Annotated in this window: 11 protein-coding genes; 7 read left to right on the forward strand and 4 right to left on the reverse strand. The window is 48.2% G+C overall.

What is annotated here, in order from left to right; all coding sequences use genetic code 11:
- Positions 1-207: 207 nt before the first annotated feature.
- The 3 genes from FJZ26_01155 to FJZ26_01165 form a co-directional block, all read right to left on the reverse strand.
- Positions 208-423: a hypothetical protein gene (locus FJZ26_01155; GenBank protein ID MBM3229014.1), complete on the reverse strand. Its 216-nt coding sequence runs from the start codon at positions 421-423 to the stop codon at positions 208-210.
- Between the two features lie 179 nt (positions 424-602).
- The gene (locus FJZ26_01160; protein ID MBM3229015.1) at positions 603-1847 is read right to left on the reverse strand and encodes a hypothetical protein; all 1245 of its coding nucleotides are present in this window, start codon (positions 1845-1847) and stop codon (positions 603-605) included.
- A gap of 90 nt (positions 1848-1937) precedes the next feature.
- On the reverse strand, positions 1938-4238 hold the full coding sequence (locus tag FJZ26_01165) for a replication factor C small subunit (GenBank protein ID MBM3229016.1): 2301 nt from the start codon (positions 4236-4238) through the stop codon (positions 1938-1940).
- 273 nt (positions 4239-4511) lie between these two features.
- Here FJZ26_01165 and FJZ26_01170 point away from each other — a divergent pair, with 273 nt between their 5' ends.
- Positions 4512-4889 carry a hypothetical protein gene (locus tag FJZ26_01170; GenBank protein MBM3229017.1) on the forward strand — a complete coding sequence of 126 codons (378 nt, stop codon included), beginning with the start codon at positions 4512-4514 and terminating at the stop codon, positions 4887-4889.
- Positions 4890-4903: 14 nt separating this feature from the next.
- A complete protein-coding gene (locus tag FJZ26_01175) occupies positions 4904-7936 on the forward strand; it encodes an isoleucine--tRNA ligase (GenBank protein MBM3229018.1) in 3033 nt (1010 codons plus the stop codon).
- A gap of 90 nt (positions 7937-8026) precedes the next feature.
- Here FJZ26_01175 and FJZ26_01180 read toward each other — a convergent pair whose 3' ends face one another.
- The gene (locus FJZ26_01180) at positions 8027-8206 is read right to left on the reverse strand and encodes a hypothetical protein (GenBank protein MBM3229019.1); all 180 of its coding nucleotides are present in this window, start codon (positions 8204-8206) and stop codon (positions 8027-8029) included.
- A 259-nt stretch (positions 8207-8465) separates the two neighbouring features.
- On the opposite strand from FJZ26_01180, the gene FJZ26_01185 reads away from it, so the two are divergent.
- The 5 genes from FJZ26_01185 to FJZ26_01205 form a co-directional block, all read left to right on the forward strand.
- Entirely contained in the window at positions 8466-9917 is a 1452-nt protein-coding gene (locus FJZ26_01185) for a tRNA (N(6)-L-threonylcarbamoyladenosine(37)-C(2))-methylthiotransferase (GenBank protein MBM3229020.1), read from the forward strand.
- A gap of 129 nt (positions 9918-10046) precedes the next feature.
- Positions 10047-10490: a hypothetical protein gene (locus FJZ26_01190; GenBank protein MBM3229021.1), complete on the forward strand. Its 444-nt coding sequence runs from the start codon at positions 10047-10049 to the stop codon at positions 10488-10490.
- A 44-nt stretch (positions 10491-10534) separates the two neighbouring features.
- Positions 10535-11884 carry a phosphoglucosamine mutase gene (gene glmM, locus FJZ26_01195; protein MBM3229022.1) on the forward strand — a complete coding sequence of 450 codons (1350 nt, stop codon included), beginning with the start codon at positions 10535-10537 and terminating at the stop codon, positions 11882-11884.
- 181 nt (positions 11885-12065) lie between these two features.
- Positions 12066-13364, forward strand: coding sequence for a glucose-1-phosphate thymidylyltransferase (locus FJZ26_01200; GenBank protein ID MBM3229023.1), 1299 nt, complete (start codon positions 12066-12068; stop codon positions 13362-13364).
- Between the two features lie 197 nt (positions 13365-13561).
- The coding region (locus FJZ26_01205; GenBank protein MBM3229024.1) for a hypothetical protein at positions 13562-13961 on the forward strand (400 nt) is incomplete at its 3' end.

Genomic DNA, 13961 nt, shown 5'->3' on the forward strand with positions numbered 1-13961 from the left:
AATGACTATCCCGGCAACAAGAAAAATAGGCAAGCACAAAACCATGAGACTAGTATCTTTAAGCAGGTATAAAATCCTTGCAGTTTCTGCTGGCAATGTACTTTCAAAAAAAGTATTCCGAAAAGTCTCCAATGAAAAAACTTTAAAAAATTTGAAATGGGGCGCAAAGCCCCATCATTTTAAAAAAATTTACCGAAGGGACGCAATCTATGCGTTCTTCATCTTGGCTTCTGCCACGTATCCGCCCTTGTCCAGGTAGTACATGTAGCCTGACTTCCTTGTTATCTTTTCAGAGCCGACCTTCTTCTTCCTGCCGCCCTTGTTGTGCTTCATAGGTGATGCCCAGACATAGCCATCCTTGCCTACGTAGTACAAGTAGCCGTCTTCTCTGCTAACCTTTTCGCTTCCGATTCTTTTTCCCATTGTGTTACACCTCCACAAAAAAGTAACGTCTGTATATCGGCGTATCTGTTTAAAAGGCTTTCTACCCCGATGGAAAATATATTTACGTCGTGGACAAAATAAGAAAGTCGCAGGAGGTAAAAGGAAGCGGGAAATTACAATAGTCCAAAGCCGCACTTTTTGAATGCAAAGTTCCAGCCTCAGGCTTTGCCATATATCGCCCTTGTCAAATTTTTCTTAGGCAGTGCATCAATTTTTACTCCGGCGTCGCTGTAGCCTTCGGGCATCACTTTTTCCTGCACCGGCTTCCCAAAGGTTTTGTTTAGGGCATTAACCAATTTCCCCAAAAAATCCTTTTCATTTTGCCATCCGCCACTGCCCTCCAACTCATTAAACAACTCCCTTATTTTATTCATCAGTCCTTCATTGGCAATGCCAGATGTTTTGCAGAAAATCTCCGTTATCGCTTCAACGGTGCCAGGAACCTTTGTTTCAAGCTTTAAATTGCTTGAATATATGTTCAACAAGCGCAACTCAGCTCCCTCCATGTTTCTAATGCCGGCTTTGGATAATCTTGGCAACCCATTGGTTTGTATTTCGTATTCAAGTGGTTCAATCACCCTTCTGTTTTCCTTCAGCCATTTGCGTATCCATGGGAAGGCAAAATGTGCAAGGTAATCCGATTGCACACTCACGTAATGCGCAGCATCTGAATTCCCATCAGCCATTTCCGTTATTCCTTGGAGGCTGTTTCTTTTTCCAAACAGCGGCGCAAATACGGATATCGGCTCCAACTCCTGAAATTTGGGGAAGGGAATTGTTAAATCATATGTTGCTATTGCCGTCGAAAGCTCGGATAAGGCACAAACTTTGCTGTTTTTCATCTGTTTTAATCCGTGGGTCCCTTCATGAACCACTCCGGCTAGCCCTGCAAAGAAAGATTGTGCCGGGCTGAGCCCAACCGTCACCGGTGTGTAAAATATCGTATGCATTTTGGTAACATAATATGTCCTCATCTGCATTATATCCCCGGCTTTTTTTATGGCGGGCAAATTGTTTTTTTTCACCCCATACGTGTCGCATAAATACCGTAGCCCCAGCCAAATGCCAAGTATGTTGCTGTTTGCGTTTTCATAGCTGCCAAAAATCTTCATGAATACTTTTTCAACTGCTTCAGGGTTTTGGTATGCGTTTGGATTCCAGTCAGTTTGAACCTTGCCAGCAGAGACGTCTTTTTTAAGTTCCTGTACAAGGCCGGTGTTTTTGTCAAGCCAGGCAAGAAAATTCCTCATCTCAGGCAGTTTTGCCAAATCTTTTGCTTCCTTGGATTTGGCAAGCATTTTCCTTAGGTCTGAAAAGTCGCTCATTTTTGAGATAAACCCTTCAAAATCGTTTCCTTTGGAACCTTGCTGCTCTTGGGTTGCGTAGACTTGGCAGACTAACATGGAAAAAAATAGCTCAATCCAAATTATTATACTTTTGTGCAAGTCAGAAAAATCTTTGGTCTGGTGGGAAAGTTAGTTTTGGAACTCTATCTACTTCCCAGCCCCAATCAGCATTATCCTTGCAAGCAGGGCTTCAAGCTGGATGCGCTCGTTTGCGCCCTCTACAACGCGGAAATTCATCTCGCCTAGCGAATCTATTATTTCGACTTTTTTCAGGTCGGGAATTTCAAGGCTTTGCACTTCCTTATATACAGCACCCATGACATCCTCGGCCGACATGCCGTAGGTCGCCATAAGCTCCTCAAGCTTTTTGCGAGCAGGCATGAACTTTCCCTCATAGGCAAAGTCGAGCATCTGCTTTACCTCAACAGGCTTTGCCCTGCTTGTGGATTTGTAGACGCTATCCGCGGTTATTGTTTTTGAGTGTATTGCGCACCCCTGGAGTATGTTTGTTGCCTTGCGCATGTCGCCTTCAGACAGGTAAACAACCGCCTCCTTTGCCTCCTTCCCGATTTTCAATCCCTCCCTTTCCGCAACCATGTCAATTATCGCAAGCACCTCCTGCTCTGCAAGGGGCTTGAAGCGGAAAACCGAGCATCTTGACTGTATGGGCTCTATTATCTTTGAGGAATAGTTGCAGGAGAGTATGAACCTTGTCACTGTCGCATACATCTCCATTGTGCGCCTCAGCGCGTGCTGCGCGTCGGGCGTAAGCGCATCAGCCTCATCTAGGAATATTATCTTGAACGGAGTGCCTGTTATCGCAACAGTCCTTGCAAAATCCTTGATTGCCCCCCGCACAATGTCAATGCCCCGCTCGTCAGAATTATGAAGAAGAACCGGCGCCGTTCCCCCAAAAAACGTTTCCGAGCCAGGCACAGAAACATCATATACATATCCGTCATAGTTCTCCACTTCAGTTTTTTTCACCATAACGACGGACAGCGGTGAGTCGGCAAGCTTCAGCAGATTTGCCAGAATTTTCCTGTTTGCCTCCCCTTTGACTTCTTTCCCGTATCGCGCAGCAAATTCCTTTATCATACTCTTTGACAGCCGCTTGCTCCTCTTTGAATACAACTGGTGCCGCAGGAAATATTTTGGATTTTTGTTTTGCAGCCCCTTCACTATCCTTATGAGCGGTTCGGCTGGCAAGAGTTCTGTCCTTATATAAGAATAGCTTGGGAGTTTCCAGACTGCGCGAACTTCATCTTTGAAGATTGATGTGCTTATCCCGCAGATACGCCCAAGCCATGCAACATCTATTAGATTTGACTTTGATTTTGACGCGTATCGGACGCATTTCCCCCATTCTCCAGTGGCATCGCCCATATATCCTTGCAAGAACCTTATCCTGACTGGCAGGTCTGAAGAGAATACCGAAGAAGGAATGCGTTTTGTCCTGGCATATTTGCGCGTTCCATCATAGAACTTTTCGGCAAAATACGCTGCGAGCTGGGTATTCATTACTCTGAACTGAATAGAGGACGTTCTTGTCCTGTCAAAGCCCGATTTCCCAAAAACAGTGCTGCCGCGAAGCCCAAACTCACCTTCAAACGTTTCCTCAAGGGAGTTTACGATGTTCATTTCCTGTGGATAGCCAACAGTAAAAATAATCTGCCCGCTCGTGCCGTTCCTGAAAGACAGGCATCCTTCTGCAAGATACAGCCCCATCATCCATGCAGTCTGCTCGTTGAGTTCCTTCTGCTCAAACACGTGCCCTGTCTTTGGATTTCTCACAACTCCACTCCTCAGAAGGTTATGGGTTTGAGGCGCGTAGTCCGAAAGGTCAATGTTCTGCCTTCTGCCGTCAATTTCCTTGGCAAAAGTGATTAGAAAATCTCCTGCTCGAAGTTCGCCTGCCTTCTTTGAGACCATCTCGGCGCTCCCGTCAAGAACAATTACTGAGTGGTCCAGGCTTGTACGGACAGCCCCGCCCTCGTATCTTATGGAAACTACTTCGGATTTCCGGTGCCTGAATATTTTAGTTGCAGGCAGAAAATGGACTTTATGCTCCCTGTCAACAGAGAGTATTTCGATGCCATTGATTTCTCTTCGTGAATCTTCGCAGCCGTCTCCATAATATTTTTTTGCCAAATAGGCAAAGGTCGTTCGCAATACCTCGCCTTTTTCCCTTATCAGAATCGGCGTTTCTGGCGTGACGGAAGCATTGAGCTCAAGCACGCTTCCCCTGTAAGAATCCCCGTACAATTCGTGTGCAAGGGCAAGGGTCGCAGTTGTCTTGCCGCACCCTGGAGGGCCTGCAAAAAGAAGGCTTGGCATGTTTTTTTCCTTGACAAAAGACTTGAGGCTTTCGACAATTTGCCCCTGGCCGATTATCTCGGAGAGGACTTTTGGCCTGTACTTTTCCGTCCAAGGAAGAAAATCAGTCATGGCAACACTTCAGGGCAAACAAATTATTTGGATAAATCAGGGCAGGGCATATTCCATGATGCAATCCATTAAAGCCTGCCTGCAGGCTTTCTTTAGCTGACAACAATTTTAATATCTTGGTGTCTTATATAGTAAAAATTGTCAAGTGAAATTCAATCGTAAAGCAAACCAACGCTATAGTCCAATTGTGATAAAAGCCAATCATAAAGGCCTTTGCAACAAAGCTCTTCTTAGGCGCTTTTTGGCATTTGCTCAAGTACTCGGGTAATTTTCATGGATGAGAATTTGCGTCTGCTGTTCCTTTCAATCCTTGTGTTTCTGATTGTCCTTGCGACAAGCCTTGGCACTAACCTGCTTTCAATAAACTCGCTTGGAACGGGAGGAATCTTCCTGTCGGTCTCCTCATTTCTCATCTCCTACCTTGCCATTGTCAGCCTCAAAGGCGAACTTGGGAAAAATAGCTGGCTTCTAGTGGCCCTCTGTCTTGTTGCAGGCTTTGTTGCAGCATTTGCTGCACTGGGCTTTGGCTCGTTTTCATTTTCAGGGGCTGCGGCAGCCTTCCTTGTATTTGGCCTCATTGCGCCAACAAGCAATTTTGTCAGGTCCAATCTAGTCAAGGCAGGCGCCAAGCAAGGGGCGCCAGCGCAATAGTGGGGCTGTTTTGCATGCATGACCAGGTCGGGCTTGAAAAAAACATACTTGGGTTCTGGGAAAAAAAGCAGGTGTACCAGAAGGCAAAGCAGCAAGCCAAAGACAGGGAAAAATTCTACTTTTGCGACGGGCCCCCTTATGCCACGGGGCAGATACATCCGGGCACTGCCTGGAACAAGTGCATCAAGGACGCCGTATGCCGCTTCAAGCGCTCAAGCGGGTTCAATGTCAGGGCTCAGCCGGGGTTTGACACGCACGGGCTTCCAATAGAAGTCAAAGTAGAGCAGCAGCTAAAGCTTGGCTCGAAAAAGGAAATAGAAGTCCTGGGCATTTCAAAATTCATCTCCAAGTGCAAGTCGTTTGCAACGCAGCACATTGATGTCATGTCAGGCCAGTTCAGGCGCATTGGAGTGTGGATGGACTTTGAGCGGCCCTATATAACATATGAGGACAAGTTTATCGAGTCGTCCTGGCGGACAATCAAAGTCGCCCATGAAAAGGGGTTGCTGCAGCGCGGGGTTTCGGTGTTGCCATATTGCAGCAGGTGCGAAACCACAATAGCCAACTACGAGCTTGAGTATGGGGAGCAAAAGGATCCCTCAATCTATGTCAAGTTCAAGCTTTCGCAAAGCGGGGAGTTTCTTGTCATCTGGACAACAACCCCCTGGACCCTTATCTCAAACATGGCTGTGATGGTGCACCCTACTTTCACCTATGTCAGGGTAAAAGTTGGTTCTGAAACCTGGGTTGTAGCAAAGGAGCGGCTTGATGCCGTGATGGCGTTTGAGTTTGGCAAAAGCCCAGTCGTGCTAGGCGAGATGTCTGGAAAGCGGCTTGAGGGCCTTGAATACGACCACCCGCTTGAAGGAAAAATCGGGAAGTCGGCAAGGAGAAAGGTCGTTCTTTCAGACGAATACGTAACTCTTGAAGATGGAAGTGGCCTTGTGCACTGTGCCCCAGGGCACGGGCCGGAGGACTTCATAATCGGCAAGAGGTTTGGAATAGAAATCTACAGCCCCATTGACACCTCCGGCAAATTCAAGTTAGAGGCAGGCGACTATGCGGGCCTGAGGGCACTTGAGGCCAACAAGACCGTGATTGAGGACCTGCACCAGTGCGGGGCTCTAATACATTCCGGAAGCATCATGCACAGGTACCCTCACTGCTGGAGATGCAAGACCCCTCTTATCTTCATGACAACAGACCAGTGGTTTATTTCAATCACAAAACTAAAGCAAAAAATGCTTGAGGAAATAGAAAACATAAGCTGGACTCCTGATTTTGCAAAAACCAGGTTTTCAGATTTTGTCTCAGGCGCGCCTGACTGGTGCATATCCCGCCAGCGCTATTGGGGCATACCGCTTCCAATCTGGGTCTGCCAGTCGGATGCCTGCAAGGAAATCCGCGTGCTTGGCGACTCAAGTGGGCTTCCAAAGCTCAAGGAGCTTCACAGGCCGTATATCGACGAGGTAACCCTTGTGTGCAAATGCGGCGGCAAGATGAGCAGGGTCCCGGACATACTTGACGTGTGGTTTGACTCGGGTAACGCAATCTGGGCCTCGCTTACAAAAGAAGAGGAAATGAACTACTTCCCATCCGACTTTATAGTGGAGGGCAAGGACCAGACAAGGGGCTGGTTCTACTCGCTTCTTGGCTCTGGCATGGTGCTTTGTGGCTCAAGCCCGTATAAGTCGGTGATGATGCACGGCTTTTTCGTTGATGAAAAAGGCGAAAAGATGAGCAAGTCCGTAGGCAACTTTGTCCCACTTGAGGAGATAGTCGACAAGTACGGCTCTGACACGTTTCGCCTCTGGTCTCTTTCAAACACGGTCTGGGACGACTTGAAATTCAACTGGGACGAGGTAAAGGAGGCAAGCCGGGTCCTCAATACCTACTTCAACATGCTTGTTTTCCTGCAAAGGTTCCATCAGCATAAGCCGGTTGCACTTGAGCAGGCGGAGCTTGAGGTCGAGGACAGGTGGATTCTTTCAAGGCTCAATTCCCTTGTGAGGATTTGCAACGAGTCGCTTAACGGGTACGAGGTCCACAAGGCCTCTAAGGCCATCCGCCAGTTTATTGTCGAGGACTTGAGCAGGACCTACCTCAAGCTTGCAAAAAGGCGCATCATGCAGGAGGAAAACGCCAAGGCGGCCCTGTGCGCGATTTATCATTCAATGCTAACGCTCTCCAAGCTGGCGGCGCCAATAATCCCGTTCATTTCAGAGCACGTCTACAGGGAGTTTTTCATGGCATACGAAAAGGAGGAGTCCGTCTCCCTTTTTCCCTACCCACAGCCAAACCTCAAGCTTATTGACGCGCAGCTTGAGCGCAAATTTGAAATCGCATCCCAGATTGTCGTGTGTGCTGCAAGCTGCAGGCAGGCGGCAAACGTCAAGCTTCGCTGGCCACTTGAATCCGTCCACATTGTTTCGTCAAGCACGCAGGTCAACGATGCGGCAATGCACATGTCCGGCATCATTGAAACAATGGCAAACGTGCAAAAAGTGGCAATAGGCGCAGGCGGCATAAAAAGCGGCTATTCTCTAAAGGTGCACCACTCCAAGATTGGCGCCGCGTTCAAGGAGCAGTCAGGAAACGCGATAAAGGTTGCGTCAAATCTTGATGCAAACGAGGTTGCGGCATCTTATGGAAAAGAGGGCAAGCACAACGCAGGCGGCTTTGAGTTCACCCCGCAGCTTGTCGAGATAATTGAATCAGCAACAAACCATGCAATCGGAAACTTTGAAGATGGCAAAATTTACCTTAAAGTGCACCTGAACAAGGAGCTTTTTGCACTTGCAATGGTCAGGGAAGTCTCAAGAAGAATCCAAATCTCAAGAAAGGAGTCAGGAATGGTTGAGTCTGACATGGCTCAAGTCGGCATTGAGTGCGACAAGGAGCTTGAGTCAATTCTCAAGGCGCACGAATCACAGCTTTGCGCCCAGGTCAGTGCAAAATCCGTCGATTTTGGCCAAGCAGGCAAGGGCGCCAAGGAGTGGGAAATAGAAGATTTCAAGGCCAAAATTTCAGTCAAAAAAGCAAAGTAGGCAAATCCTCTTTTCAAGAAGCCCCCACTTGGCTGTCAGACTAGCCGCCAATCTAATCACAAAATTAATTGTCGGCTGAAAACAAGTCCCCTACTCTTTTTTCCATCGCGTTCTTGATTTCATGTTGCCCCAGCAGGACTTGCAAATCGCAAACCTGTCAGTTTTTTCGACGCGCTTTGCTGCCTTTGTGCACGAAACGCATATCTTCTTGTTGCAGTAGTTGCAAAGCTCGAACTGGTGGACTGGGCTGCTGCATCTTTCACAAATCATCTTAACACCTGATTTCCATTGATTTCCTTTTAGCTGCAGATTCGGGCTTTCTCTGGCCCGCTGCAACAAAGTTTAATTTCAAACGCATTTTAATGCATCTTATCATGTATTTCCTGAACTAGCAAAATGCAGCATTACTTCCTCTTGATAAATTTATTAATGCTTGCCTGAGCTACAAACAAGAAAGCGCGCGCAAGAGCAAGCAGCGCCCCGCAAAGCTAGGTGGGTGGGCGCTAATTGCAACTCCAAGTGCATTCCTATGAAAATAAGGCTCAGCAATCAATCCACAGCCCAGACTTCAGCATGCATGGACATGGCCGATGTTTCAGCAGGCGCGGCATCCCAATCTAGGCACGATGGCGCTAAGGCTTTGCAAGAAGACAAGGCAATCAGGTTCAAGCTTGCCACCTACGGCTGCACCCTCAACCAGTCCGATTCAAACATAATGAGGGGCGTGCTTGCCCAAAACGGCTGCGTGGAGGTTGAGGACGACTCAAAGGCAGACGTCATAGTAATTAACTCGTGCACAGTCAAGGAGGCAACAGAAAACAAAATCGCCTTCAGGCTCGCAAAATATGCAAGGGCAGGAAAGCCCCTTGTGCTGGCCGGCTGCATGTCGGTTAATGAGAAGCTTGTATCATACAATGCCCCAAATGCCTCAATAGTCGGCACTTCAAGCCTGAACAGGATTTTTGATGCAGTCGAATCGGCAATTTTTCACATGAAAAATTCCAGGAAAACGGGAAAAAGCACGGCTAATGGCACGGTGCAAAAAGTCTTCAAGGATTTTTCGTCAAAGGAAAACCTGCCCAGGTCAAGGGAAGGGATTATCGGGAAAGTTGCAATTGCCGAAGGCTGCTTGTCCTCCTGCACTTTTTGCCAGACAAAACTTGCACGCGGAAGATTGTTTTCATACAAACCGGAGGCAATCACAAATGAGGTTTCAAAATGGGCGGCTGCTGGGGCCAGGGAAATACAGCTGACCGGGCAGGACACAGGGGCATATGGTGCTGAAATCAGGTCTGACATTGGGCGGCTTTTGGAGGCTGTCTGCAGCGTCAAAGGGGACTTCAAGGTTAGGCTTGGGATGGCAAACCCAGAGCACGCATTAAAACATCTTGACAGGCTTCTTGTGGCTTTTGAAAACAGGAAAATGTACAAGTTTCTCCACATCCCGGTGCAATCAGGCTCTGATTCCGTCCTTGAAAAAATGAAGAGGGAATACTCAGTAAGCCAGTTTATGGAGGTTGCTGACGCATTCAAAAGCAAATTCCCAGGCATGATTCTGGCAACCGATGTCATTGTCGGCTTTCCGCAGGAAACATTTGATGACTTTGAAATGACCCTTGGGCTGATAAGAAAAGCCAGATTTGACATCGTCAATGTCTCCAAGTTCTCGCCAAGGCCTTTTACAAAGGCCGCTGGGATGGAGCAAGTTCCAAACAATGAGAAAAAAAGAAGGGCTGAAATCTGCTCTGCACTGTGCAGAAAAATAGCTTTTGAGAACAACAAAAAATGGATTGGGAAAAAGGCCAGCTTCACAGTCACCGAAAAGCAAAAGACCTTCACAGGCAGGGACGATTACTACAGGCAGGTTGCAATTGCTCCCGGCTCAATTCCGCGTGGTTTTGAAGTAGCCCTGGGCCAGGACCTGGAGGCCAAAATAACCGGGGCTCGCATTGGCTGCATTGTCGGGCAACTCCTCTTCTAGTGCGCCTGTTTTATTTCAACCCCCCTATCAATTTATATTCCAAGAGCGTAGTAATGTGTAGCAATTTTATCTTCAATCATATGCCATTGGGGTGATATTCTGGAATTCAAAAACGCAATGCAATCGGCCTTGATTCCAATACTTGCAATAACGGTTCTTTCGGCAATACTTGAGACAATAGCCGCGGCTGTCAAGTACTTCTCCATACCATTTCTTGACATAATAACTGTTGTCCTAATCCCAGTCTCACTTGTGCTTTATGGCTACGCAGGATACACTGCCTCAAAAAAATATTCCCATGACAAGATTGTGGGGGCCCTTGCAGGCGGCCTTACGGGGTTTGTTTCAGGAGTTGCTTCGGCAATAATCAAGGTGGCGCTAATTCTTGTCGTTTCGGCCCTCAAGCCAAATGCGCAAGACACCCTCTCGTCACTTATGACTTCCTACCTGCCAAAAGGCACAGGCGTGCTTATCATCAACCTGCTTTGCGTAGGCATAATTGTCCCGCTTTCAATCTGCGGCGGGCTAATGGCAGGCTACATTGGCTCAATGGTGGCTCAGAGAAGAAAATAACTTCTTCCTCAAAAGGCTATTGTTGAGTTAACCAAGGTTTGACCATGTTTGGCACTTCTGGAATAAGGGGGGTTGCAAATAGCGAGGTGGGCTGCGAGCTTGCAGTCAGGCTTGGAGGCGCGCTTTCACAGGCAGGCAAAAAGGCGGTTGTGGCAACAGACACAAGGCTTGCCGCGCCCATGATAAAACATGCGCTGGTTTCAGGCTTGCTTTCAGGCGGCGCGGAAGTTTTGGACATTGGTGTCGTTCCAACCCCAGTCCTCTCTTTTGCCTCCCAGCAGCTAGGCTGCACCGGCGTGATGGTGACAGCCTCGCACAACCCGCCGCAGTATATTGGCATGAAGTTATTTGAGTCTGGTTTTGAGATTGATAAGGTAAAGGAAAAGGCAATGGAGCAAAAGCTTGGCCAGGACTATAGTCCAAAGGCAAAATTTGACAAAGTCGGCAGGCTTGGGCAGGCAGACTTTCGCCAGCAATACTTCGGCTTTGCACTGCAGAAAATTGACGCAGCCAAGGTGGCAGCCACAAGGCCCAAAGTCGTTGTGGACTGCGCAAACGCCGCCGCCTCAACCTGCATGCCCTATTTACTTGGGATGGTGGGGTGCCAGGTTGTTTCAGTCAACTGCGAGCAAAACACAAGCTTCAACCGTGGCCTTGAGCCAAGCCAGGCAAACCTTGCCGATACTGCAAAGGTTGTCAGGGCGACTGGAGCTTTGCTTGGCATTGCCCACGACGGGGATGCCGACAGGGCGGTAATAATGGACGAGAAGGGCAATGTCCTGCCACTTGATGTCCAGCTTGCCCTCATGTGCCTATTTGAGCTTGGAAAAAACAGGCAGGCAGGAAAAAGGATAGTGACCACCGTAGAGGCGTCGCTTGCAGTGCGCCGGGCAGTGGAGGCAGGAGGAGGGGAAATCTCAATCACACCGGTAGGAAGCCTCCATGTTGCCCAAAGCCTATATTCACAAGGCGGCTGCTTTGGGGGCGAGCCGTGCGGCGAGTATGTTTATCCGGCCGGCGTCAAATCCCCAGACGGGCTTCTCTCAGGCCTGAAGTTTATTGAAATGCTTTGCACAAAAGGCGAGATTTCAGCCCTTTCAAAACAAGTAAAGACCTATCCAATACACAGGGCCAAATTCCCGTGCCCCAATGAAAAAAAGAAGGCGGCAATGGCACTTATAGAAAGGCAAGTGGAAAGCGCCGGCAAGCTCAAAGGAGCAAAAAGCCTGTCAGACGGTTTGAGGGTGGACTTTGAGGACGGCTGGTTCCTAATACGCCCATCTGGAACAGAGCCAATCATGCGCCTTACTGCCGAGTGCCTGACCCAAAAAAGGCTTGATGGCACTGTAAGGGCGCTTGAAAGCATCATACAAAACTCAGTATCAAAGGCCTGAAGCAAACTTTCAGAAACCTGAAACCTACTCCAACACCGCGCCAAACAAAACCCCATGCCTTAAATACTGAAAAATACTGAAATTATGCACAATTTCCTTGAAGTATCTGTGTCAACAGCATGGTGCAGCTTAGATATCTTAGATATAATGCGTCACAATCTCTGTCAAATCGGTTTTATCCATGGCAATAAAAAAAGCCGTCATACTGGCTGCAGGGGAGGGAAAAAGGCTTCGCCCCCTTACAAGCACTAGGCCAAAATGCATGATTCACATTGCAGGAAAGCCAATACTCCACCATGTGCTTGATTCGCTAAGGGAGGCAGGCGTCTCACAAGCAGTCGTGGTTGTCAAATATCTCCCGCACACAATCAAGGATTATTTCAATAACAAAGATTGCGGCGTGGAGCTTGAATTTGTGGTCCAGGGGGACAAGTACGGCACTGCGGCCGCTTTTGGGTGCGCTTGCGGCAAGTTCAAAGAGGCCTTTTATGCGCTTGCAGGCGACATAATCACGGAGCCTTCGGCATTCAAAAAACTAAGTTCGGCACACCAGCAGGAGCAATCAAAACAGGGTGGGGCACAAATAACCGCAGCGCTAAAGCTTGTCCAAAATCCGCAGGAATACGGGCTTGCAAAGGTGAAAGGCGACTACATAGAGTCCTTTGCCGAAAAGCCGAAAATTCCGACCTCAAACCTTGCAAACTGTTCACTTTATGTTTTCGAGCCTTCTGTTTTTTCGCTTATTGACAAAGTCAAGCCTTCGCCAAGGGGAGAATATGAGATTACCGATGTGCTAAAGTCCGCAAAGGTCAGGGCATGCATAATAGACGAATACTGGCTTGACATGGGCCTTCCCTGGCAGCTTTTTGCAGCCAATGAGTTTTTGCTTTCAAAAATGCCTGCAAAAAACCTTGGCCTGGTTGAAAACTCCACGATAAAAGGCAGGCTCATCCTGGGAAAAAACTCAAGGGTGCTGCACAGCTACATAGAAGGCACTGTCTATGTGGGCGACAACTGTGAAATCGGGCCGCACGCGTACATCCGCGGCACAACGTCCATTGGCAACAACTGCTCAATTGGCGACTCCACTACAATAAAAAATTCAATCATATTTGACAACGTGAATGCAAAGCACCTCTCCTACATAGGGGATTCCATTGTTGGGGAAGGCTGCAACTTCGGGGCTGCAACACAGATTGCCAATTTCAGGTTTGACGCCGGGGCAATAAAGGCAACAGTCAATGACATCATAATCGACACAAACAGGAACAAGCTTGGCGCAATAATAGGGGACAAGTGCAAGTTCGGTGTACTGTGTTCAATCATGCCTGGCAAGTGCGTCGGGGACGGGTGCTGGATTGGGGCAAACGTGATGGTGGAGGCCGATGTTCCGGGAAATACCTGGCTGTCGCTTAAGCAGGATTTGGTGTCAAGGCAGGTTCCAAAAATCCAAACGCGCAAAACAACACAAAAAAACTGACTTCTCCCAAATCCCCAAAAACACCAACCTCCTTCAAAACACCAACCTCCCCCAAATCACCAAAACGCAAAAAGTCAATCACACAGCCAATTCCCCTCAATCCCCAAAATCTTTATAATTAGTCTAATCCAACAACAACAGCGTGGCAATTAAAAGCAATCATATAACGCCTTGCAGGCCAGTCAAGCGTTGAGTTTTTGCTGATATTTGCCGTCTGCCTTGTGGCATTCACGGCATTTCTTGCACTTGGAAATTATTATTTTGGCTCCCTAAACCTGCAAAAGGAAGTTGAAGACGCGCAAAGCAGCACCAGGGAGCTTGCAGGCGCTTCCGACTGGGTATACTCCCAGGGACTGGGGGCAAAAAGGCTTGTTTATATAACAATCCCGCCGGGAATTGACAATAACAACAGATGGGTCGGAAAACCCCCGTCCAATGCAACCGACAACACAAGCTCCACCGAAATCAACATCAGGGTGTATAACACCGACGTATTCTCAACCACCAGGGCGCCAGTCAGGGGGTCCTTGCCAACAAGCCCCGGAGGCTATTGGGTCTGGGTGGAGTCCTTTGGCGACTTCGTGCTTGTCGGCACTT

The organism is Candidatus Parvarchaeota archaeon (assembly GCA_016866895.1).
Taxonomy (GTDB): domain Archaea; phylum Micrarchaeota; class Micrarchaeia; order Anstonellales; family VGKX01; genus VGKX01.